This window comes from Agrobacterium sp. 33MFTa1.1 (assembly GCF_004328495.1).
In the GTDB taxonomy this organism is placed as follows: domain Bacteria; phylum Pseudomonadota; class Alphaproteobacteria; order Rhizobiales; family Rhizobiaceae; genus Agrobacterium; species Agrobacterium pusense.
The window spans coordinates 1,980,160-2,002,552 of the sequence record NZ_CP036359.1 but is presented as its reverse complement, the minus strand read 5'-3'; the positions used below and the strand labels follow the sequence as shown (position 1 = coordinate 2,002,552).

Genomic DNA, 22,393 nt, shown 5'->3' with positions numbered 1-22,393 from the left:
TCCGGCGCCACGAAGCCACATCCGGCCCGACCGGACTTCACCTCAATCATCCGCGCCGCGCTTGTGGTGCGGGCTTTCCTGATTTTCACCGCGCAGCATCTGGCGATCATCCTTATCCGTTAATTCCGCATTGCCACCGCGAAGTTTCTCCGCCCCTCGGCGGGCATCCCGTTCTTCCTTCGACCGCTTCAGCTCCGCCTCGGCGTCAAAATCATCATCGGCATTAGCGGTGTTCTCGCGTTTTTCGATGATGCGGAGCTGTTGTTCATAGGTTTTTGGACCGGCCATCGTTGCGCCTCCTGTCATCTGTTCGTGCGTACGCACCGTCGTTCAAGACAAAGCCCCTTCCCGTGCGATCACGAACCACGGAGGGCGACAGAAGTTCCGGAACGAAAAGGCATGGGGGAAGTTCGGGAGCGACGGGTGGCGGCTTCGACTGCCGCAGCAGCCCGTCCAACGCCAAGAGGAGGCGATAATGGCACATGCAGACAGGAAACACTTCGGAAAAGGCACGCAGGGGGAAGGTACCGGCGCAGGCGCAATGACCGAGCTGGACAAGGGAAGCATTGAGGAAAACCAGATCCTTTCCAACCGCGACAAGAAGCAGCATTCGAAAGAGCGGGGCCAGGACGGTGCCGCCATCAAGACCGATCAGGAACAGGACCACGTCGCCAACAGGCGTCCCTGGGATAAACGCTGATGGGGGCGGTCAGGCTTTGGGATCCATCCCCACTGCCTTTCACCCGCCGGTCTCGCTATGGGGTGCTGCCACAGGCTTGGATTCGGGCGACCGCCTGAACCGCAGGAAGATGGACAGGACGATCAGGACAGCGGTGGAAAGGAATTCCGACTGCCAGTTCTGGAAGGACTCGAACCAGAATTCAACGCTTCCCAGATGTGCCATCAATGTCGTCGCCGGTTCGCCATGCAGGCGTGCCTCCACTGCCGCGGCATCGGCGCTGTATCTCAGATGCAGCAGGAAGCTAGCTACAAAAAGAACAAACAGCGCCACGCCGAGCGAATAGGAATAGACGACGCGAATGATGCCGCCGGCCCTGACCGCCCATGGTGCATCAGGGTCGTTTTTCTTGCGTGAAGGGTCCTCGTCTTGCGCTGTCGGCTCATCGGGATCCTTGGATTCTGCGGACCCGCGCTGGAACAGGAATGCCGTCAACACCACATAGGCCGACATCTGCAAAAATTCGCTTTCCCAGTTTTCGAACAGCGCCGAAAGGAAATGCCCGCTCGTGGCGTAGGACAAAAGCGTGAGCGGTTTATCATGATGTTGCACGAGTTCATCATTGTGAACGACCCAGCCTGTGGCGAACATGCCGCCGATCGTCAGCAGTGATGCAAGGACAAGGACGATGGTCAATCCGTTGTCGCGGACAAGCTTCATAATCAGACCTCGCTCTGGACAAGACCTCCGGGTGAGAAGTGCCGCCAAATGTGGCGGCACTTTCGTCTGCCGGTGCTGCGGCGCACTGGCCGCGGGCGCGGCGCTCCCTTAAACGATGAGGGCACGCCGCCGGTTGCGTTATCCGTTAGCGACAGGGACTGATGCCTTGCCAAGCTTGACCGATGGTTCGCGCGCCCAAACGCGCAACTTGCCGAGTTCGGAAACAAAGGCTGCCAGCCCGTCTTCTCCCGGCAGAGGCAAGACGCCTTCATCCATGGCATCGGCAATTCCGGCCTTTTCCAGCAATGGCAGGGCCGACTGGTCATAACCGATGAACTTGCAGTGCTGGAACGCATCCGCGACAAAATCCCGGGCCGTCGCTTCCTTGACGAGATCGTCGATGGCCTCTGCCGATGTCAACAAGGCCACCGCATCAAAGAGAACCGAAGGACCGCCATCGATCATGTAATGCGCTTTAATGAGAGTGCCGTCCGAAGCCACGGCGCCCCCGACTTTAGGCGCGATCAACTCGAAGACGGCCTTCTCGGCCGTAACAGCCTCGGTCAGCCCCTGCAGCAATTTTGCGTCGACGCCATCCGTAATGAGAATGCCGAGCTTGCGCCCTTCGAAACGTTGCGGCCCTCGATTGACGATGCTGAGGGCGGGTGAAGGCTCCAGGTCCTGCCGGGTCGGCACTGCCGCCTCCGCCGGTTTAGGCATCGTCTGGAAACCAAGCTTCTGGGCAACTGTCGACGCAAGCGTTTCATCGATGTTGAGGAGATGCGACACCATCCGTTCACGTATGGCGACCGTCTCCACCCTGCTCAGCTCGAAAGTGAGGGCGGAGGCGATATGGCGCTGTTCGGGAGGAGTCTGGCTGAGATAGAATTGCCTGGCCTGACTATAATGATCTGCGAAGCTCTCCGGCCGCAATCTCGCCTTGGCGCCCTGCTCTTCGCCTGCAAAATGTGTAAAGCCGCGCGCTGGCGATTCTCGCGGGCCTTCGCCAAAGGAGTTTGGCTGATAATTGGCGCGCCCGGTTGGATTGCGCATCGCCATGTGGCCATCCTGCTGGAAATGCGCGAAGGGACACTTGGGCGCATTGATGGGCAGGTGCGTGAAGTTCGGCCCGCCGAGACGCTTCAATTGTGTATCGAGATAGGAGAAATTTCTTCCCTGCAGCAGCGGGTCGTTACTGAAATCGATCCCCGGCGGCACGTTCTGCGTCATGAACGCCACCTGTTCGGTTTCGGCAAAGAAGTTGTCTGGCATGCGGTCGAGAACCAGCCTGCCGACCGGCTGCGGCGGCAATATCTCCTCGGGAATGATTTTGGTGGGATCGAGGACATCGAAATCGAAGCTGTCGGCGAAATCCTGGTCGAAAAGCTGGACCTGCAACTCCCATTCCGGAAAATTGCCGGACTGGATGGCCGCCCAGAGATCGCGACGGTGGAAATCAGGATCGGCACCATTGATCTTCACCGCCTCGTTCCACGCCACGGACTGGAGACCCAGCTTCGGCTTCCAGTGAAACTTCACGAAAGTCGACTGGTTTTTCGCGTTGATGAAACGGAAGGTGTGCACGCCGAACCCTTCCATGAACCGGAACGACCGCGGAATGGTGCGGTCGGACATGATCCACATGACCATGTTCATGCTTTCGGGCGTGAGGCTGATGAAATCCCAGAACGTATCATGAGCCGTTTGCGCCTGCGGAAAGTCGCGGTCTGGCTCCTGTTTTGCGGCATGGATGAGGTCGGGAAATTTGATGGCGTCCTGGATGAAGAATACCGGGATATTGTTGCCGACGAGATCCCAGTTGCCTTCCTGCGTATAAAGCTTGACGGCGAAGCCGCGCACGTCGCGCGCAAGATCGAAAGAGCCCTTATTGCCGGCCACGGTCGAAAAACGCACGAAAGCGGGGGTTTTTTCGCCCGCACGCTGGAAAAGATCCGCTTTCGTGTAGGCGGCTAGGGAATCGTAGGTCTCGAAATAGCCATGGGCCCCATAACCGCGGGCATGAACGACACGTTCTGGAATTCGCTCATGATCGAAATGAAAGAGCTTTTCCCTGAAATGGAAATCGTCCATGACAAGCGGGCCACGAGGACCGACGCGAAGCGTATTCTGGTCGTCGGCGACTGGCCCGCCCTGCGCTGTCGTCAAGACGGGTGCGTCGCCTTCGGCGGTCTGGTGCAACTCGCCGCCCTCGCCGCGGGAAAGTTTCTGGTCGTGGATCGTAACAACGTCGCTTTTTCCCGCCGATGCGGTGGTGTCCGGTTTTTTGGCCATGGTAACTCCTGAAAGCTTTTCGCAAGGGCGTGGCAGGACGCCACGCCCGGTGGGCGGTGAGGAATGCTCCTGTCAAAGCGCCGAGCGGCGATATCGGTTCCGCTCCTGCTCAACATCTTCAGCGGCGTAGGGCCTCGACGTTTCGTCAAAACGCGTCCAGCCCTCCTGACCATAGGCCGAACGCCGTTCGAAGGGATCGACCCAGTTCGAGCGTCGGAGGATAGCCTCCGCCTCAGGCACAAAATCGTCTTCAACCCGCGCAGTGACGAGAGTTCCGCCTCTGCGCACGCCCTCCGCATAGACATTGGCGTCCTCTTCCGAAACGCCTGAGCGGGTCATGGCTCCGATCAATCCGCCAGTGGCTCCTCCGGCAACAGCACCGCCTGCCGCACCGACGGCGGTGGCGGCCAGCCAGCCAGCGGCGACGACGGGTCCGACACCGGGTATAGCCATCATGCCGAGGCCCGTCAGCAGGCCGCCGGCGCCGCCGACAATGGCCCCGATGCCGGCACCGGTGCCGGCACCTTCAGCGGCTTTGCTGTCCTCGCCGTGGCGTCTGTCGGCGTTACTGGCCACAATGCTGATGTCGCTTGAGGGGATGCCCGCGCGCTCGAGTTCGCTTACGGCGTTACTTGCATCATCATAATCATCAAAAAGTGCAGTTACGGTTCTCATCATGTTTCTCCCAAAAGTCCGTGCGCTTAAGTCCTGCCCTCACCTGGCGACGACGTTGCCCTGGTAATCGAGTGCTATGGCCACGGTTTTTCCGTCTTTCATTCCCGATGCCATCCACACGCCCTTGTCATTCTTGGTGAGGCCTGTGATCCCGGTGTAACCGGACTCCTCCATCCGCTTCTTCGCCTGCGCCTCCGTGAAGCTGTTGGCGCCTTCCACCGGAGCCGTCGGATTTTTCGTATCCGGCGTCACAACCACCGGCGTATCACCACCGGGATTTGCTGTCGGAGCCTGCTGGGCAAAGGCCGAAACAGCCCCGGCTCCAACAAACAACGCCATGAAAAAAGTCTTCTTCATTTGGGTCTTCCTCCCTTTTCACCATCAGCCATACTTCCCGTCGGAGACGGTGCCTTTCCGGCCCGGGAAAGGCACCTTCCGAACAAAGCGGGAGGCGGAGAGTTCCAAAAAATAATGAGGGGGTGCCGCTTGAACCGTCGCCTCCGCGCGGCGACCGAGGCGGTGCCTGTTCACCAGCCGGAACAAAATCCGCGCTACTGATCGCTGCCGGGATACGGGGAATTCCTGAGAAGAGCCGCCAGGTGCGCGGTATTGCGCACCAGCATGCTGACCATGGTTTTGACGGCATCGGGCGTCTTGTCCAGATCGACGAAATTCGTCGACCCCATCGCTTCCCCGACCCAATAGGCAACAGCATTGGCAGGGATGGTGAAGCCGACGTCATTCAGCGCCTGAAAGAGCTCCGCCGAGACATGGTGGGCGCCGTCTTCATTTCCGACAACCGCGACAGCCGCAACCCGGCCATAAGAAACCATCCGACCCTCATCATCGGTTTCCTCCAGGAATGCATCCATGCGCTCCAGCGCTCTCTTGCAAACGCTCGAAGGTTGGCCAAGCCAGATCGGTGTTCCCATGAGCAGGATATCGGCCTTCAGTATTTTTTCCCGAATGGCCGGCCAGGCATCGCCTTCGCCCTCGTCTGAACTGACGCCCGGCTTGATATCGTGATCGGCGAGCCTGATCGTCTCGGCCTTGATATCCTGGCGGGCGAATTCCCGTAATATGAGGTCCAGCAGCTTCTCGGTGGAGGATGGTTCAGACGTGGCCGACGGTTTGAGCGTCGCGTTCAGAGCAAGAACGGTGAGTGACATGGTAACTCCTTCTGCCATACGGTCTTTCCAGGGTTTGGAAAGTGTTGTGAACAATGATCGGCCATCGGTCAGGAGGCCGGTGACTAACGCCGGGAAAGCAGACGATCCATGGCGTGATGGGGCGGCGGCTTGTTGCTTTCCCGCCCGTTTTCTTTTTCGAGACGGGTCCGGATCTCCTCGATCTCGTCCTCCGTCAGATGCTCGATGCCGATGAAGTCGGCGCGCGCCTGCTCTACGGCCCGCAGCAACTCGTCCAGTTTCGCCTCCATCGCGGCGGAATCCCTGTTCTGGGAATTCTGTACGAGAAAAATCATCAGGAAGGTGACGATCGTTGTGCCGGTGTTGATGACGAGTTGCCAGACCTCCGAAAAATCAAACAGGGGTCCGCTGATGCCCCAGATGAGGACGGTGGCGAGCGCTACGACAAAGGCGCTGGGCGAACCGGAGAAAGATGCGATACGGCTCGCAAAGCGAGTGAAGAACTTGTTCATGACACGCTGAACCCTGCGGCTCTACACGAAAGCAAAGCCCGCTAAGGACCGTGGCTTTCCAGTGAAGCTAACAATCGAGGGCAGCGATTGTTCCGTCATGCAGAAACGCACACGGAAAGGAATTCTGTGCCGCGCTTTATCTTCGCGCAATGTTTCAAGCCCGGGTGCGATGTTCACATTTTGCCGGAACCCGATCTGCCTTCGCACATTTACAGGTGCAGACCAAAAACAGTGGGAGGATCCAATGGATTGGAATCGTGTTGAAGGCAACTGGAAGCAGATGAAGGGAAAGGTCAAGGAGCAGTGGGGCAAACTCACCGACGACGACCTTGACGTCATCAACGGCAAGCGCGAACAGCTGGAAGGCAAGATTCAGGAGCGCTACGGTTACGAGAAGGACCGCACCCGAAAAGACATTGACGACTGGTATGGTCGCCAGACCTGGTAACGGAAACCCCGCTTCGGCGGGGTTTTTCTTTATGCTCCGTCGCGAATAGGCGCGATATGAGCGCGCGGCTCCGAGGCGTCGCGGGCGGACTGTCACGAAAGCGTTATGGAAAGACATTAGAACCGCCGCCGGCTGGTCCAAAAATGCACGGCTGTGCAACGACTGGCCTTCGCCTACCAGCCCCTCGGGCAGCGCTCGACAGTTCCACTCGCGCCGACAATATCGGAGACATAGATGAAACGCCGCACCTTTATGATGTCCGCCGCAGGCGCCGCCGCCGGTCTCGCCCTTGCACCGCGCATGAGCTTCGCCGCTGCAGGCACGATCGACTGGTACACCAGTTCGGATACAAACATCCTCGATTTCTGGTCCAACACGATCAAGCCCGCCTTTGAAGCCGCCAATCCTGGCCTGAAGCTCAATCTGGTCGACGCCGGCGACGGCGCCGGCATTATCGCCATCGGCGAGCGCGCCGTTGCCGCGAAGCAGACCGGTACCGATCCGCAGGCCGATTATTTCGAAACGGCCGATCCCCTGCTGCCTGCCGGCGCCATCGAAGCCGGTATCTATGTGAACATGGCGAAGGCCGGCCTTTCCAACTATTCGCGTGTCAATCCGCTCGCTATCCAGAGCGAGTACAGCCTGCCCTATCGCGGCAGCCAGGTCCTGCTCGCCTATGACACGAGCAAGCTGAAGCCGGCGGATGCGCCGAAGACATGGGATCAGCTCGTCAGCTGGATCAAGGCCAATCCGGGTCAATTCGTTTACAACCGCCCCGACAAAGGCGGTTCGGGCGGCAATTTCGTTCGTCGCGCCATCCATCAGGCGAACGGCCTTGACCCCAAGGCATTCACTGTCGACAATTACACGCCGGAAGCAGGCGACAAGGCCCTCGGCAAGGCATGGGAACTGCTCAAGGACATCGCACCGTCGCTTTACGACAAGGGCGCCTACTCGTCCGGCAACACCCAGTCGTTGCAGCTTCTTTCCCAGGGCGTCGTCACCATGACCCCGGTCTGGTCCGACCAGGTGCTTCAGGCCATCGACCAGGGCGTTCTGCCGAAGGAAACCGGTCTGGTGCAGCTTCAGGATCTCGCGCTGTGCGGCAATTTTTCGCGTGCCGTCGTACTGGCGAACGGCGCCAATCGCGATGCGGCCCTGAAGCTCGCGAATTTCGTGCTGTCGGAAGAAATCCAGGGGGCAATCCTCACCGAACTTGGCGGCTTCCCCGGCGTTTCCTGGGACTTTGTGCCGGCAGAACTGCGCAAGCGTTTCGCCGACATCATCCCCCAGACCATTCCAACCTTCCCGGCCGGTAAATGGGAAACCGCCATCAATGATGGCTGGTATCGCAACGTCGCTCCCAACGTTGACCGCAAGTCGTGACCGAAGTCGCAGAAGGAGCGGCTCGCACGCTCATGGACAATACGTCAGGCAGGAGGCCAAGCGGCCTCCTGCTGGTTGCCATACCCGTATTCCTGATGATCTGGCTCGTTATATGGCCAGCGATCAACGCCATCGGCCGCACTGTCTGGCGCATCGACGCCAATGGTGAAACGCGTTTCGACCTTTCCAGCTACGCCTTTTTCTTCTCGGACCGCTACAGTCTCGACAATCTTGCCGTGACATTGTGGACGACGATGGTCTGCGCGATCCTCCTGCTGGTCATCTGCCTGCCGATCGCGCTTTATCTGCGCTTTTCGCAGGGCCGCCTCTCGGCATACGTGCAGGCGCTGGCCATATTCCCGATGTTCGTGCCCTCCATCATCCTCGCCTTCGCCTTCATCCGCGTTCTCGGTCCGAACGGCATGGTTGACATATTGCTCAACGCCGTCGACCTGCCGAAAATCCGCACGCCCTATCTCACGCCCTGGGGACCCGTCATCGGTCTTGTCTGGGACAATATTCCGCTGACCGTGCTTATCCTGCTCGCGGGGCTGGGAAGCGTTGCCAACCAGTCGGTAGAGGCGGCGCGGGATGTCGGCGCAAACGCGCTGCAGGTTTTCTGTCACATCATCCTGCCACGCATTACCAATTCCATTCTCGTGGCGCTTTCCTTTTCGGTGCTCGGCATTTTTTCCTCCTTCACCCTTCCATATCTTCTCGGACCGGCCTCTCCCGAAATGCTTGGCCCTTTCATGCAGCGCACGCTGCGCGAAGTGCAGGATCCCATCGGCGCCATGACACAGGCCGTCATCGCTTTCGGTTTCTGCATTGCTTTCGGCCTGTTTTATGTGCGTTCGGTCGCGCGCAACCAGGGGAAATGACATGACGACGATGACGCGGGCTCGAGCCCGCATGGACTGGCCAGGCATTTTTTTTGCTACGCTTCTCACCATCGCCATCGTCGGGCCGCTGCTTGTTGTGGGCACATGGGCATTCACCGAGGTCTGGCGTTTCCCCAATGTCATCCCACAACAGTTCGGTTTCCGGTTCTGGGGCCAGACACTTGGCCGCGCTGACGTGTGGAACGCTTTGATGCTGAGCCTGCGGCTGACGACGGTTGTGACGCTGCTTTCGGCGGTGATCTGCCTTCCTGCCGCATACGCCTTCGCGCGTATGAGCTTTCCCGGCCGCAACCTCCTGTTCTTCTCCTTCCTCGCCGGCCACGCCTTTCCGAAATTCGGGCTTCTGGTGGCAATTGCCGCCATTTTCCTGCAGCTCAACCTCATCGGTACCTTCTGGGGCGTCGTTCTCATCCAGCTGGTCGGCACGCTGATGTTCATGATCTGGATTCCCGTGGCGGCCTTCCAGGCCGTCGATCGGCGCATGGAAGAAGCCGCCCGGGATGTCGGCGCCAGCCCGCTCAGGGTCTTCTGGTCAATTACCCTGCCACAGGCGGGACCGACTATTGCCGCCGCCGTTATGCTGAGCTTCGTTGGTACTTTTTATGAGACCGAAGGTGCATGGCTGATCGGGGCGCCCGGCATTCGCACGATGCCGGTCTTGATGATCAGCTACATCAACAACCAGATGGTCATCCAGTATGGTGCAGTTCTGTCCGTCCTGCTCTGGGTGCCATCCTTCATCGCCCTCATGTTCGCCCGCCGCGTCATCGGAGGCGGCGCATTTGCCCGCGGTTTCGGCGGTTAGGAAATCTACATGTCCGTACTCCACATTCGCCAGGTCACGAAAAGCTTTTCCGGTGGCACCAAGGCAGTCGACAGTTTCTCGCTCGATGTCGCTGATGGCGAACTCGTCTGCCTTCTCGGCCCCTCCGGTTCGGGAAAATCGACGCTGCTGCGCATGGTTGGCGGGTTCGAGCAACCGACAGGCGGGCAAATCACCATAGATGGCGAAGACGTCACCCGCCTGCCTCCGGAGCGGCGGCCGACCGGCATGGTATTCCAGAGCCACGCGCTCTGGAGCCACATGAATGTGTTCAAAAACCTTGCTTTCGGCCTCAAACTGCGCCGCATGCCGGCTGCCGTGATCAGGGAGAAAGTGGAGGCCGTGCTCGAACTCGTCGGTCTCTCCGGTTATGGCGAGCGAGCCACGAGCCAGCTTTCGGGCGGCCAGCAGCAGCGTGTGGCGCTTGCCCGCTCGCTGGTTCTGGAGCCGAAAATCCTGCTTCTCGACGAGCCCTTCGCCAGTCTCGACCAGCATCTGCGCGAAAGGCTGCGGGAAGAGGTTCGGGATATCCAGCAGCGTCTCGGCATCACCACGCTGTTTGTTACCCACGGCCAGGATGAAGCGCTTTCCATGGCAGACCGCATCGTCGTGATGGCGAATGGCAAGACCGAACAGATCGACCGGCCGAATGTGATCTACCGGGAGCCGAAGACCCCGTTCGTCGCCGGCTTCATCGGCACCATGAACCTGATTGAGGGCATGGTTTCAGGTGGGAACTTCATGCGCGCTGGCTTCACCTTTCCGCTTCCCGTCTCTGATGGCCCGACCATTCTCGCCGTTCGCCCGGAAGCCATCGATCTGGCGACCTCCGAAACACCGGAGGGGAGTGTGCACCGGGTGACGGATTATGGCACCCATGGCCTTGTCGACCTTGATCTGACCGATGGTACCAGGATCAAATCCATGGTCTCCCATCCGGATATGTTCCGGGCGGGACAGGGGGTACGGATTTCGCCCCGTTCCATCACGGCCTATCGCGACAACCGCCCGATCTACCGGAGCTGACATGACCCATCCGATACTCATCGACCGCAACGGCCACAAAACCTGGCTCAAATGGCACCGCGGCCGCCGCCGTGCTTCCGATCCGGTCTTTACGGGGGAGCGCATCATCGAAGCGATGCGGCTCGGTGCAAGCATCGAAGTCGATCTCGTCATTCATGCCGATCACGGTTGCGCCGTTTTGCATGACCGGACGCTGGAGCGGGAAACCACTGGCACCGGCCGGGTACGAGATACATCCGCCGCAACCCTGCGACAGCTTCACCTGCGCGATAATGACGGCCAGCCAATCGCTTCGAAAGTGATGTTGCTCGAAGACCTTTGCGCCCTGCTTGCGGACGACACCGTTCATCCCGACGCCCTGCTACAGCTCGATTTCAAGGAAAACCGGCAGGCGCTTGCCCCACAGGTAGTCGCCGGCTTCGGGATAAGCGTTTCACCCATCGCAAAGTCGGTGATCCTGTCAGGCGGCGATTTCGACGCTATTACCGCGCTGGCTCGCTCGGCCCCCGGCCTTCGCACTGGCTATGACCCCTGCCATCGCGGCACCCTTGCAGAGTTGAAGGCAAGCGGAAACTATCTGGGCTTCATCGAAGACGCCCTTGCCACAGCACCCGATGCGGACATGATCTACCTCGCGTACGAGATCGTGCTTGCAGCTGCGGATGCTGGTGTCGATATCATCGCCCCGATCCATGCCGCGGGCCGCCGTGTGGATGCTTGGACGATCAACAGCGTCACGCCGCAATCCACTGATGCAGTCGAGCGGCTCTTGAGGCTGAAGGTGGACCAGATCACCACCGATGACCCGGAAGGGCTCGCAGAGGTTTTCAGAAAATGACAGTCAATTACAGCGCCATCCTCGAGCACATGGTCGCCACCGCCCGCGAAGCCGGCGCACTGACGCTCGACCATTTCCGGCGCTTTCGCGACATCGAGATTGGCGTCAAGGGGCCGGGAGACTTCGTTTCCGACGCCGACAGGGATTCCGAGACGCTGATCCGAAAGCGTCTGCTCGGCCAATATCCCTGGGGACTAACCGGCGAGGAATTTGCGCCTGTGGAAGGAGCCGATCAGGATCATCGCTGGCTGGTCGATCCAATCGACGGCACCACCAATTTCCTCTTCGGCCAACATTACACGATCACCATCGCGCTCAGGCGCGGCAACGAGACCATATGCGGACTGGTCTACAATCCCGTCTCCGACGAAATGTTTACGACGATCAAGGGCGACGGCGCCTATCTCAACGGCGAGCGCCTGCAGGTCAATGCCAGCACGGATGTTGCCTTGATGTGCGTCGGCACCGGCCTGCCGACGCCCAATCTCCAGCTTTATACCGGCGCCTATCAGCGCCTCGACGCGATCCGAGCGCCCATCGGCGCGGTCCGTGTTGTCGGCAGCGCCGCCAATTCATGCGCTTACGTGGCCTGCGGCCGGCTGACCGGTTATTATGAGGAAACCGGTTTCGTCGACACCGCAGCCGGCATCCTGCTGGTGCAGGAGGCGGGCGGAATCGTGACCGACTGGTGGGGTCGCGGTCCGGAATTCTACGAAAAGACGGGCACGCTGATCGTCGCCAATCCCGCGACCCATGCTTACTTGATGGAGCACCTGCGAGGCGTTCCGCTCAAGAACCCGGCATAAAAGCTTCTTCTTCGAATCATTGATACCGCAGCACCCGCCTCAGGCCACCTGCACCAGATGGCCGGGCGATACCGTCCTGTAGTTTCGCGCAGGTGTTTCATATCCCATAGCCCGTATCGGGCTCTTCAGCTCGTCATTGGATATGCCACGCCTTATCCCCCGCCTCGACGGATCGGGCACTGGCACAGCCGCCATTAGCTTTTTTGTGTAGGGATGCTGCGGATTGTCAAAAACAGCGGCCCGCGGGCCTATCTCGACGATCTCCCCCAAATACATCACCGCGACACGATGGCTGACACGCTCCACCACTGCCATGTCATGCGAGATGAACAGAAAGGCGAGGTTGAGGCTCTGTTGCAGGTCGAGCAGCAGGTTGCACACCTGCGCCTTGATCGAGACATCGAGCGCCGACACACTTTCGTCGGCGACGATAACCTTCGGATCGAGGGCGAGCGCACGGGCAATGGCGATGCGCTGGCGCTGGCCGCCCGAAAATTCATGGGGGTAGCGATTGGCCATGTCGGCTGAAAGCCCGACCTTTTCGAGAAGATCGGCGGTCTTTTCCTTCGCCTGTTTCGCGGTGCCCAATTTATGCTTGATGAAGGGTTCGGAAATTGCCGTACCCACCGTCATGCGCGGATTGAGCGAGGAGAACGGGTCCTGAAAGATCATCTGCACGGATTTGCGCATGTTGCGGAGCCCGACCGTATCGAGACGCATCACATCATAACCATCGAGTGACACATCGCCGGACGACGGCTCCACAAGCCGCATGATCGAGCGGCCGGTGGTGGATTTGCCGCAGCCGGATTCGCCCACAAGCGACAACGTTTCACCCTGAAAGAGATCGAAGGAGACGTTTTCAACGGCGTGAACCGCACCCGTCTGGCGCGCCAGCAGGCCGGACCGGATGGGAAAACGCGTCACGAGGTTCTTCACCGACAGGACCGGCGTCTGACCGCTCGCAACGGTCTCCGCCACCTCCTGAGGCTCGGCCGAAAGACCGGTCTTCATGTCGAGCACGGGAAAACGCGTCGGCCATTGCCGGTCACGCATCGAGCCGAGCTTCGGCACCGCCGAAAGCAGCGCCCGTGTATAGGGATGCTTGCCGCGTTTGAATATCTCCTCGGTCGGCCCGGTCTCGACCTCGTCGCCGCGATACATCACGATCGTCCGGTCGGCGATTTCGGCCACGACGCCCATGTCATGCGTGATGAAGAGCACCGACATGCCCTCCTCTTCCTGCAGCAGTTTTATTAGGTCGAGGATCTGGCCCTGGATGGTCACGTCGAGCGCCGTCGTCGGCTCGTCGGCGATCAGCAGTTTCGGTCGTGAGGCGAGCGCCATGGCGATCATCACGCGCTGGCGCATGCCGCCTGAAAACTGGTGCGGATATTCGTCGAAACGGCCCGCCGCGTTGGGAATTGGGACCTTTTCCAGAAGCCGCACCGTCTCGGCCCGCGCCTCGTGTTTCGAAAGCCCCTTATGGCGAATGAGAACTTCCGAAATCTGACGGCCGATGGTGAAGATCGGATTGAGCGACGTCATCGGCTCCTGAAAGATCATCGAGATATCGTTGCCGCGTACACCGCGCATTTCCTTTTCGGAAAGCGAAAGCAGATCGCGGCCGTTAAGGAGCACCTCGCCTTCTATCCGGCTGGAGGCCGGGGCAAGCAGGCGCATCAGCGACAGCGACGTCACGGATTTGCCGGAACCGGATTCCCCGACAATGGCGACGGTTTCACCGGGCGCGACATCAAAGGAGACATCACGCACGACACTCTTCCATGCGCCATCGACAAGGAAGGAGGTGGTGAGGTTGCGGACGGAGAGGACTGGTTTTGTCTCCATGGTTTCACCGTCCTACCGCATAGGCCTGCATCAACCGCGGTGTTGCGGCGGCGCGCAGCAGGCCGTCCGCATCGCGGCGCGCCGCGGTGAGCCGCCCCACCGACCAGGCATCGGCAACGGTAACCCGGTGGCCACGACGGCGAAGCTCGGCGAGCGTTGCCTCGCCCACTGTGCCCTCCACCATGATTTCACCCGGTGAACTGGTGCGCGGATAAAACGAACCCGGAAAATGCGAGGTATGGAACAAGGGCATGTCGATCGACGCCTGCAGGTTCTTGCCGTGGTGGGCATAACGCAGGAAGAAGGGCAGCTGCCACTGGTCCTGCTGGTCGCCACCCGGCGTACCGAAGACCATGGAAGGCCGGCCCTGATGCAGCGCAAGCGAGGGCGTCAATGTGGTGCGCGGGCGTTTACCCGGCGCAAGCGAGGTCGGCAGGCCTTCCTTCAGCCAGAACATCTGGGCGCGGGAATTGAGCGCGAAACCGAGGCCGGGCACTATGGGGGATGACTGCAGCCAGCCGCCCGATGGCGTGGTGGAAACCATGTTGCCCCAGCGGTCGATGACATCGATATGCACGGTGTCACCGCGCTTTTCGGTCAGATGCGACATGGTCGGCTCGTAGACGGTGCCCTTGCCGCTCATTTCCGCCAGCATCGCCATTGTCGCGTCCACCTGCTTTTCGTAACCCGGCACGATGCCTGGGCGCAGCTCCAGCGAGGCCTCGCTGCCAATCAGCGCCCGGCGCTCGGCATTATATCCCTCGGAGAGGAGATATTCCGTCGGAATCTGCCCGAATTCCGGATCGCCGTAATAGACTTCGCGGTCAGCAAAGGCGAGCTTCATGGCTTCGACGATGGTGTGGATGAAATCGGGACCGGACGGGTCCATGGCCGCAATGTCGAAGCCCTTCAGCAGCGCAAGCGATTGCAGCAGAACCGGACCCTGCCCCCAGGCTGGCGTCTTGGCAATCGTCCAGTCGTGATAATCGAGCGTCTGCGGCGCTTCCACGGTAGCGCTCCACCCGGCCATATCCTGCGCGGTCAGCACACCCTTGTGCCTTGTGCCGCTGGCATCCATCACCTCTGAAGTGCTGACGTAACTGTCGATGGCTTCCGCAACGAAACCCCGGTAGAAGGCATCGCGCGCCGCCTCGATCTGGTTTTCGCGGCCAGAACGCGCTTCAGCTTCAGTGATGATCCGCTGATAGGTCGCCGCCAGAACAGGATTACGAAAATTGGCGTGGGGCTCCGGTGCGGCCCCGCCCGGCAGCCATGTTTCGTAGGAAGTCGGCCATTCCTTTTCGAAGAAATCGGCTAGCCCCTTGATGGTGGCAGAGACACGCGGCAGCGTCGGATGCCCTTGTTCGGCATAATAGATGGCCGGTTCCAGCACCTCACGAACGGTCATCGTGCCATAGTCGCGCAGCATCAGCATCCAGCCATCGAAGGCGCCGGGAATGACGGTGGCGAGCAGCCCGTCGCCCGGGATGAGTTTCAGACCTTCCGAAGTATAATGTTCAATCGTCGCACCGCTCGGAGCCGGGCCCTGGGCGCAGATGACCTCCACCTTGTCCTTCTGCTTCGAATAAAACACGGCGGGCATATCACCGCCCGGACCGCACAGATGCGGCTCGACGATCTGCAGCACGAAGCCGGTGGCGACGGCGGCGTCGAAGGCATTGCCGCCCTTCTCGAGGATTGCCATGCCAACCGCCGAGGCGATCCAGTGGGTTGAGGTGACGACGCCGAAGGTGCCAAGGATTTCAGGGCGTGTGGTGAAATCAGTCATTCCGATATTCCTTGTAAAAAATCATGCTTCGCGCGGATCGAGCGCATCGCGCAGGCCATCGCCCAGAAGATTGAAACCGATGACGACGAGGAAGATGGCAATGCCGGGCCACATCGTCATCCATGGCGCCTGGCTCAAGAAGTTCTTGGCGGTGTTCAGCATTGAACCCCAGGAAGGTGCGGGCGCCTGCTGGCCAAGGCCGAGGAAGGAAAGGCTCGCCTCCGCGATGATCGCGGTCGCCACCGTCAGCGTCGCCTGCACGATGATCGGGGCAAAGACATTCGGCAGGATGTAGCGGGTCATGATGTCGATGTGGTTGAGGCCGATAGACCTTGCACCCTCGACATAATCCTCCATCTTGACGGCCAGCACCTGCCCGCGCGTCAGCCCCACGAAGATCGGCATGGCGGAAAGGCCGATGGCGATCATCGCATTGGTAAGGCTCGGGCCGAGGAAGGCGGCAAGCGCAATCGCCATGATCAGGAACGGCATGGCCAGCAGCGCTTCGGTAATGCGGGAGATAACCATATCCACCCAGCCGCCAAAATAACCGGAGATCAATCCGAAGGGGACGCCGATCACCACGGCGATCATGACGGAGACGACGCCGGCCATCAGCGAAGCGCGGGCGCCATAGATCATGCGCGAGAGAATATCGCGGCCGAGATCATCCGTGCCGAGCCAATGGGCCGCCGACGGCGCCTTGCGGATGGCCGACCAGCTGGTCGCGACGGGGTCGGCAATCGGCAGTATCGGCGCGGCAATCGCCAGCACGGCGAAAAACACGACGATGATCAAGCCGGCGAGCGCCGACTTGTTGCGCTTCATCTTTTTCCAGGCGCGGCTTTCCTGCCGTGTCGCCGGTATCGAAAGGTTTTGATCCAGAACGGTCATGATATCAGGGCCTTAGATTGTCGCCCTGAGGCGGGGGTTGAGCAGGACATAGGCAATGTCGGCCAGCAGGTTCATGAGGATGAAACCGACGGCGGTGCAAAGCACGATGCCCTGCACGACGGCATAATCACGGGTGAAGACCGCATCCACGGTCATCTTGCCAAAGCCCGGGATCGTGAAAATTTGCTCCGTCAGAACCGCACCGGCCAGCAGTTCGCCGAAGAGCAGCGCCAAGAGCGTGATAACGGGCAGAAGCGCGTTGCGGAAACTGTGAGACAGGATGATTTCGCGCGGGGAAAGCCCCTTGGCGCGGGCGGTGCGGATGTAATCGGAGCTCAACACCGCCACCATCGCCGAACGTGTATGGCGCATCAGCGTCGCCGCCAGTGCATTGCCCAGCACGAAGGCGGGCATGATCATGGTTTCGATGGAGCGGACAGGGTCTACGAAGATCGATTCGTAACCCGATGCCGGCAGCCAGCCGAGTTTCACCGACACCAGCAGAATGAGCATGATGCCGAGCCAGAAATTCGGGATGGACAGGCCGGAAAGCGCCACGATATTGGCCGTGTAGTCAATCCACGTATTCTTCTTGACGGCGGCCAGAATGCCGATGGGAATGCCGATGATCATCGCAAAGAACATCGCCATGACAGCCAGCTGAATGGTCACCGGCAGCTTCTGGCCAATCAGTTCCAGAACCGGCTGGTTCGTGCGTAGCGAAATGCCGAAATCACCCGTCACCACGCCGCCGAGCCAGTTGAGATATTGCATCGGCACGGGGTCGTTGAGGCGATATTTTTCCCGCAGGAATTCAATCGTGGCGGGGTCGCGCTCTTCGCCAGCCATCGCCAGGATGGGATCGCCCGGCAGGAGTTTCTGCAGGGAAAAAACGAAAATGGAAATGATCAGAAGCGTCGGGATCGCGACCAGCAGTCGCTTGCCGATATAAACAGGCATGGCATTGCCCCCGTTTTGGTCCGGTCTTGGCGGCCGCACGGCAAGCCGTGCGGCCTATGCGAAGGGATCAGTCCTTGGAAACGCCGAGAAGACGGATCATGCCGTCAGGCGAAGGCGCCCAGCCCTTGACCTTTTTGGAGATGGCATAGGCATAAGGCTGGTGGCCGAGATAGATGATCGGCATGTCATCGTTGAGGATGACGCTTGCGGCATCGTATTTTTCCTTGCGGACTGCGTCGTCGGTCGAAGCGCGGGCCTCGTTCAGCAGCTTGTCCACTTCAGCATTGCAATATTTCACATCGTTGATGCCGCCCTTGCAGGTGACGAACTGGTGCAGGTTGCCATCGGGATCGATACGTCCCGACCAGTCGGAGCGGCTGAGCTGATAATTGCCGGCAGTCTGTTCGGAAAGAAGCGTGGCAAATTCCGTGGCCTTCAGAGTGACGTTGAAGCCGGCCTCCGCCACCATGGACTGGATGACCTGCATCATCTGCGTCTGCGTGGTGTTGTTGGCATGCTGAAGCTCAACATCCAGGGTCTCGTAACCCGCCTCCTTCATCAACTGCTTGGCCTTGTCGATATCACGCGGCGGAACCGGCAGGTTCTGGTTGAACCAGGGGCTTGTGGGCGGATATGCCTGATTGCCGGCCTTGGAGGTGCCTTCAAAAACAATCTGGCCGATCGCTTCGCGATCGATCGCGTAGGAAAAGGCCTGACGCAGACGCTTGTCCTTGCCGAGCGGATTGTCAGCGCGTGCCCCATTGTTGATGTTGACATACATGGCCATGTAGCCCGGTCCGATGACATCGGCATAGTTCAATTTGGGATCATTCTTGACGGATTCCGCATCGGAAGCCGAAATGCGCTCGGCGATATCGAGATCGCCGGCACGAAGGTTCGCAAGCTTCACGGTCGTATCGGGGATCGGCAGATACACGACCTTGTCGACGAGGATTTTGTCCTTGTCCCAATAGTCAGCAAATTTTTCGAGTACGATGCGATCCTGCTGGATGCGCTCGACAAATTTGAACGGTCCGGCGCAGACTGGCTTGGAACCGAAATTAGCGCCCAATTCCTTCGCCGCTTTCGGTGCGACGATCATGCCGGCGCGGTCGGAAAGCTGTGCCAGCAGGGTAACGTCGGGCGTCTTCAGGGTGAATTTGACTTCCAGCGGCCCGGTCGCCTCGACTTTCTCGACAGACGACAACTCGCTCTTGCGGCGAGATTCCGGCAGCGTCATGTTGCGCTCGATGGTGGCGACAACCGCCGCCGCATCAAGTGTTTCGCCATCGTGGAACTTGACGCCATCGCGGATTTTCATGGTCAGAACCTTGCCGCCTTCGGACCAGGCCCATTCGGTGGCAAGCTGCGGCACGATCTTCATGTCCTGCGAGATATCAACCAGCTTGTCGCACATGGCGGTGTAAACGATGCGGCCGACAAAGGTGCGCGATTGCGCGGGGTCGAGCACATCGGCATCGTCATTGAGGCCGATGCGCAATTCGGACGATAGCGCCGGCGAGGCCAGAAATACGCTTGCCAACAGCGCCACAGTCAATGTCTGGATTTTCTTCATGTTCGTTCCTCTGGTCAGGTTATTTTGACTTTTTGTCATTGGCCGCCCGTAAGGGACGACAGTTTTCATCCGTGGCCTCAAGAGGCCTCAGTCATAGAACTAACAGCTTCGGCCGCATTGCCCTTCCCGACGCCTTCCTCCAGGAAGCCGAGAGACGTGGCGCGGATCAGCCTTTCCTGATGCATGAGAAGATGCTGACGCATGGCTTCACCGGCTCTGGCGGGATCACGGTCGGCGATGGCGTCGACAATGGCCATATGCTGTTCGAAAGACGCCCTGCCGTTTGCGCCGCTGCGCCGGGCAAGCTCCCGTATCGACTGCCAGGCATCATCCTGACGTACGCGGTTGATGACATCGAAGATGGACAGGAAAAGCTTGTTGCCAGCGCTCTGGGCAATCTGGCGATGGAGCGAGCCATCCCATAATTCCTTGGCATCGGCATCCGTGCTCTGGCCGGTTTTTTCGACAAGGGCGCGCATGCGCTCCACCTCGTCCGGCTTGGCGCGCATGGCCGCGAGCTGCGCCAGCTGCGGCTCGATGCGCAGGCGCACTTCCATGATTTCCATGAAATCCGTCCCGGCGACCAGTTCCGTGACCTGGGCGGACCAATCATCCGGTTTTTCACCCACAAAGGTTCCGGCCCCCTGCCGCCGCCATATGAGGCCTTCGGCTTCCAGAACCTCAAGGGCGCGACGAACCGCACGACGGCCGACATTGAAGGTTTCCGCGAAGGCCCGCTCCGTGGGCAGGCGACGGTCTTTCGCAAGATCCTGCGTCTGAACGTACTCCCGCAACTTCGCAAGCGCGTAGTTGGAGTTGTCGTTGGGGTTCACCGTCACGTCGCACCATTTACCGAACCAATCTTACATTGGTTCATTTGGTGAGAAATTTTCGCCGTCGTCAAGCTTATTTTTAAGCGGCAATAACTGACGCTCAAAATATGGGCATGTGGCGTTTTTGAAGGTGAACGGCGGGCGCTGGGCGATTGGGCGCTATAGACGCACCCGCCCCTCCTGAAGATCGATGGAGAGCCTGATGCGCCCCGACAGGCGCTCGCCGGGGCCGACGGTCATCAGACCCTGCCCTTCCCGCTGCGCCTGAGGCAGGCCAAGCGCTCCGGCGGCCATGGAAACGGGCTCAAGACAGAGATAACGTTCCATGCGGTGTACGGCGAGATGGCCGAAAACCGCATCGGCTTCGAGCCGTAGTGAAAACCTGTCGAAGTCGACCTGCGCGCTCGACCAATCGGTGAAATGCAATGTGTATCCCGCTGCGGCGGGAATGGCGGGTTTCGGGCGAGGTGCCGCCGGCTGGCCGGTTGGCACGTTCTGCGCGTCCAGCGGATATTGCAGTTTGGCGTCCGTCCGCGCATCGCAACCGAGCCCGGCCGCCAGATAGGGATGCCAGCCCAGCGACACCGGCGCAGGCACATTAGCGCGATTTGTTATCGACAATTCCACGGTGATGCTGTCGTCTTGCAGCAGGAAAGACTGCTCGGCGCGGAAGGAAAACGGCCACTCTCCGTCAGCCTCGTAGTCCAGTGCCAATACGACCCGATCCGAAGAAAGGTCCGAAATCTCCCACGGCCGGCGGTGAGCCGGGCCATGCATGGCGTCAGGCGCAAGCGCCGGATGCGGCAGCAGGTCATGGCGGATACCCGTATGGACGAAGGACCCGCGATAGAGCCGGTTGTGATAGGGAAACAGCGGGTATGCGCCGGCCCTCGGCCAGTTGAACGGCTCGAAATCCTGCTCCGTTGTCGGCACCAGAATATCACCGTAGTCCGCGTGCCACAGATGGGTCATCCTGCCACCCCAAGCAGGGCGCAGGCGGGCATAGAGCCGCCCGCAGGCAACCGTAACCATTTCAGGCGAAGGCATAGGAGCCGTCAGGCCGTTTCGGCACCCGTCTTTGCCAATGAACATAGCCATCTTCCTGCATGGCTTTTTCATCCATCTCGACACCCCAGCCCGGGCGGTCGGGCCTCAGCTCCAGATATCCGTCCTTCGGCAGATAGGGGTCGACGACATAGCGGGTTTCGTCCTCGCGTTTTTCGAGATCGGTGCCGCCATAGACGTAGCATTGCCCTTTCGGCAGCCGGTATTCGAGAATCCGGAAATTCTGCTGGGCAGCGGAAAAATGCACGTTGACGGCGGTGGCGAGCGGTCCCATCGGGTTATGCGGCGCGATGCTGACGAAGTGGGCTTCCGCGAGCGTGGCGATGCGGCGCATCTCCGAAATGCCGCCGACGACGCAGATATCGGGCTGGATGATATCCGCACCCTTTACCTGAAGAAGACGCAGGAACTCATTGCGATTATAAAGGCTTTCACCGGTTGCCAGCGTGCAGTTCAGCCCCTGTTTCAGGTCTCCCCACATCTCGATGTTTTCCGGGCGCAAAGGCTCTTCGAAGAAAAGCGGATCGTAAGGGGCAAGCGCATTGCCAAGCTGGCGGGCGGCCGCTGGCTCGAAAATCTTGGCATGGGCGTCAAAGGCGATGTCGTAGTCCGGCCGCACCGTTTCGCGAAGCGAACGGAAATACTCGGCGGAACTGCGCACCACCTCGCCCCAGCGATGGGCGTGGATATCGAGGCGCCACGGGCTGAGCTTGAAGGCCGTGAAGCCCCAATCCTCGTTGAGACGGTCGAATTCCTCCTTTGCCGCCGGCGCATCCGGAGCGGTGTAGACACCGGCATAGACCTTGATACGGTCGCGCACTTCGCCGCCCAGCAGCTTGTAGACCGGCACGCCCGCCGCCTTGGCCGCTAGGTCCCAGAGGCAATGATCGAGCGCCGAGATCGCCGACAGACCGAGCGCTCCAGGCGGAAAGCGGTTCTGCTGGAGCAGGAGATTATAGAGATACTCCACCCTTGTCGGATCCTGACCGGCGAGGAATCCGTAGAGGTAATCCAGCACCGGCGGCAGGGCGAGATCGGGGCCGTGATTGTAACATTCACCCCAGCCGGTCAAACCGTCATCGGTATCGAGAGCGACGATGACACGGGGGCGGTCCTTGTCGCGGGTGACGAATACCCGCATGCGATCGATTTTCATGCTTCAGTCTTCCT

23 protein-coding genes are annotated in these 22,393 nt (G+C 60.0%); 8 read left to right on the top strand and 15 right to left on the bottom strand.

The window, feature by feature from the left end; translation table 11 throughout:
- Nucleotides 1–42 precede the first annotated feature (42 nt).
- The gene (locus EYD00_RS22925; protein ID WP_034497839.1) at nucleotides 43–288 is read right to left on the bottom strand and encodes a hypothetical protein; all 246 of its coding nucleotides are present in this window, start codon (nucleotides 286–288) and stop codon (nucleotides 43–45) included.
- A 187-nt stretch (nucleotides 289–475) separates the two neighbouring features.
- Here EYD00_RS22925 and EYD00_RS22920 point away from each other — a divergent pair, with 187 nt between their 5' ends.
- Nucleotides 476–700 (top strand): hypothetical protein, encoded by a 225-nt coding sequence (locus tag EYD00_RS22920; RefSeq protein WP_034497841.1) that lies wholly within the window; start codon nucleotides 476–478, stop codon nucleotides 698–700.
- A 39-nt stretch (nucleotides 701–739) separates the two neighbouring features.
- Here the strand turns inward: EYD00_RS22920 and EYD00_RS22915 are convergent, their stop codons facing one another.
- From EYD00_RS22915 to EYD00_RS22890, 6 genes are all read right to left on the bottom strand, one after another.
- Entirely contained in the window at nucleotides 740–1,399 is a 660-nt protein-coding gene (locus EYD00_RS22915) for a DUF6766 family protein (RefSeq protein ID WP_004444527.1), read from the bottom strand.
- A gap of 138 nt (nucleotides 1,400–1,537) precedes the next feature.
- Nucleotides 1,538–3,691 (bottom strand): catalase, encoded by a 2,154-nt coding sequence (gene katE, locus EYD00_RS22910; protein WP_034497843.1) that lies wholly within the window; start codon nucleotides 3,689–3,691, stop codon nucleotides 1,538–1,540.
- 72 nt (nucleotides 3,692–3,763) lie between these two features.
- Nucleotides 3,764–4,366 carry a general stress protein gene (locus EYD00_RS22905; RefSeq protein ID WP_006700454.1) on the bottom strand — a complete coding sequence of 201 codons (603 nt, stop codon included), beginning with the start codon at nucleotides 4,364–4,366 and terminating at the stop codon, nucleotides 3,764–3,766.
- Nucleotides 4,367–4,405: 39 nt separating this feature from the next.
- Nucleotides 4,406–4,723: a DUF2147 domain-containing protein gene (locus EYD00_RS22900; protein WP_034497845.1), complete on the bottom strand. Its 318-nt coding sequence runs from the start codon at nucleotides 4,721–4,723 to the stop codon at nucleotides 4,406–4,408.
- Between the two features lie 194 nt (nucleotides 4,724–4,917).
- Nucleotides 4,918–5,535, bottom strand: coding sequence for a flavodoxin family protein (locus EYD00_RS22895; protein WP_034498483.1), 618 nt, complete (start codon nucleotides 5,533–5,535; stop codon nucleotides 4,918–4,920).
- An 83-nt stretch (nucleotides 5,536–5,618) separates the two neighbouring features.
- On the bottom strand, nucleotides 5,619–6,026 hold the full coding sequence (locus EYD00_RS22890) for a low affinity iron permease family protein (protein ID WP_034497847.1): 408 nt from the start codon (nucleotides 6,024–6,026) through the stop codon (nucleotides 5,619–5,621).
- A gap of 244 nt (nucleotides 6,027–6,270) precedes the next feature.
- On the opposite strand from EYD00_RS22890, the gene EYD00_RS22885 reads away from it, so the two are divergent.
- The 7 genes from EYD00_RS22885 to EYD00_RS22855 all read left to right on the top strand — a co-directional run bounded on the left by EYD00_RS22885 (nucleotide 6,271) and on the right by EYD00_RS22855 (nucleotide 12,255).
- Nucleotides 6,271–6,474: a CsbD family protein gene (locus EYD00_RS22885; RefSeq protein WP_004444538.1), complete on the top strand. Its 204-nt coding sequence runs from the start codon at nucleotides 6,271–6,273 to the stop codon at nucleotides 6,472–6,474.
- A 234-nt stretch (nucleotides 6,475–6,708) separates the two neighbouring features.
- A complete protein-coding gene (locus tag EYD00_RS22880; protein ID WP_034497849.1) occupies nucleotides 6,709–7,860 on the top strand; it encodes an extracellular solute-binding protein in 1,152 nt (383 codons plus the stop codon).
- A gap of 32 nt (nucleotides 7,861–7,892) precedes the next feature.
- The gene (locus EYD00_RS22875; protein ID WP_004444540.1) at nucleotides 7,893–8,741 is read left to right on the top strand and encodes an ABC transporter permease; all 849 of its coding nucleotides are present in this window, start codon (nucleotides 7,893–7,895) and stop codon (nucleotides 8,739–8,741) included.
- A gap of 1 nt (nucleotide 8,742) precedes the next feature.
- The gene (locus EYD00_RS22870) at nucleotides 8,743–9,567 is read left to right on the top strand and encodes an ABC transporter permease (RefSeq protein WP_004444541.1); all 825 of its coding nucleotides are present in this window, start codon (nucleotides 8,743–8,745) and stop codon (nucleotides 9,565–9,567) included.
- Nucleotides 9,568–9,576: 9 nt separating this feature from the next.
- A complete protein-coding gene (locus EYD00_RS22865) occupies nucleotides 9,577–10,611 on the top strand; it encodes an ABC transporter ATP-binding protein (RefSeq protein WP_034497853.1) in 1,035 nt (344 codons plus the stop codon).
- Between the two features lies 1 nt (nucleotide 10,612).
- The gene (locus EYD00_RS22860) at nucleotides 10,613–11,449 is read left to right on the top strand and encodes a glycerophosphodiester phosphodiesterase (RefSeq protein ID WP_034497855.1); all 837 of its coding nucleotides are present in this window, start codon (nucleotides 10,613–10,615) and stop codon (nucleotides 11,447–11,449) included.
- A complete protein-coding gene (locus EYD00_RS22855) occupies nucleotides 11,446–12,255 on the top strand; it encodes an inositol monophosphatase family protein (protein ID WP_034497857.1) in 810 nt (269 codons plus the stop codon). The genes EYD00_RS22860 and EYD00_RS22855 overlap by 4 nt, the downstream gene beginning before the upstream one ends.
- 39 nt (nucleotides 12,256–12,294) lie before the next feature.
- On the opposite strand, the gene EYD00_RS22850 is transcribed toward EYD00_RS22855, so the two are convergent.
- The 8 genes from EYD00_RS22850 to EYD00_RS22815 form a co-directional block, all read right to left on the bottom strand.
- Nucleotides 12,295–14,106: an ABC transporter ATP-binding protein gene (locus EYD00_RS22850; RefSeq protein ID WP_034497859.1), complete on the bottom strand. Its 1,812-nt coding sequence runs from the start codon at nucleotides 14,104–14,106 to the stop codon at nucleotides 12,295–12,297.
- Between the two features lie 4 nt (nucleotides 14,107–14,110).
- Nucleotides 14,111–15,895, bottom strand: coding sequence for a gamma-glutamyltransferase family protein (locus EYD00_RS22845; protein WP_034497861.1), 1,785 nt, complete (start codon nucleotides 15,893–15,895; stop codon nucleotides 14,111–14,113).
- A gap of 21 nt (nucleotides 15,896–15,916) precedes the next feature.
- The gene (locus tag EYD00_RS22840) at nucleotides 15,917–16,789 is read right to left on the bottom strand and encodes an ABC transporter permease (protein WP_034497864.1); all 873 of its coding nucleotides are present in this window, start codon (nucleotides 16,787–16,789) and stop codon (nucleotides 15,917–15,919) included.
- A 12-nt stretch (nucleotides 16,790–16,801) separates the two neighbouring features.
- Nucleotides 16,802–17,749 carry an ABC transporter permease gene (locus tag EYD00_RS22835; RefSeq protein ID WP_034497866.1) on the bottom strand — a complete coding sequence of 316 codons (948 nt, stop codon included), beginning with the start codon at nucleotides 17,747–17,749 and terminating at the stop codon, nucleotides 16,802–16,804.
- 67 nt (nucleotides 17,750–17,816) lie between these two features.
- Nucleotides 17,817–19,325, bottom strand: coding sequence for an ABC transporter substrate-binding protein (locus EYD00_RS22830; RefSeq protein ID WP_034497869.1), 1,509 nt, complete (start codon nucleotides 19,323–19,325; stop codon nucleotides 17,817–17,819).
- Nucleotides 19,326–19,402: 77 nt separating this feature from the next.
- Nucleotides 19,403–20,164, bottom strand: a complete 762-nt coding sequence (locus EYD00_RS22825) for a FadR/GntR family transcriptional regulator (RefSeq protein WP_034497871.1) — start codon at nucleotides 20,162–20,164, stop codon at nucleotides 19,403–19,405.
- Nucleotides 20,165–20,317: 153 nt separating this feature from the next.
- Nucleotides 20,318–21,205, bottom strand: coding sequence for an aldose 1-epimerase (locus EYD00_RS22820; RefSeq protein WP_034497873.1), 888 nt, complete (start codon nucleotides 21,203–21,205; stop codon nucleotides 20,318–20,320).
- Entirely contained in the window at nucleotides 21,192–22,379 is a 1,188-nt protein-coding gene (locus EYD00_RS22815; protein ID WP_022563876.1) for a galactarate dehydratase, read from the bottom strand. The genes EYD00_RS22820 and EYD00_RS22815 overlap by 14 nt, the downstream gene beginning before the upstream one ends.
- Between the last annotated feature and the right edge of the window lie 14 nt (nucleotides 22,380–22,393).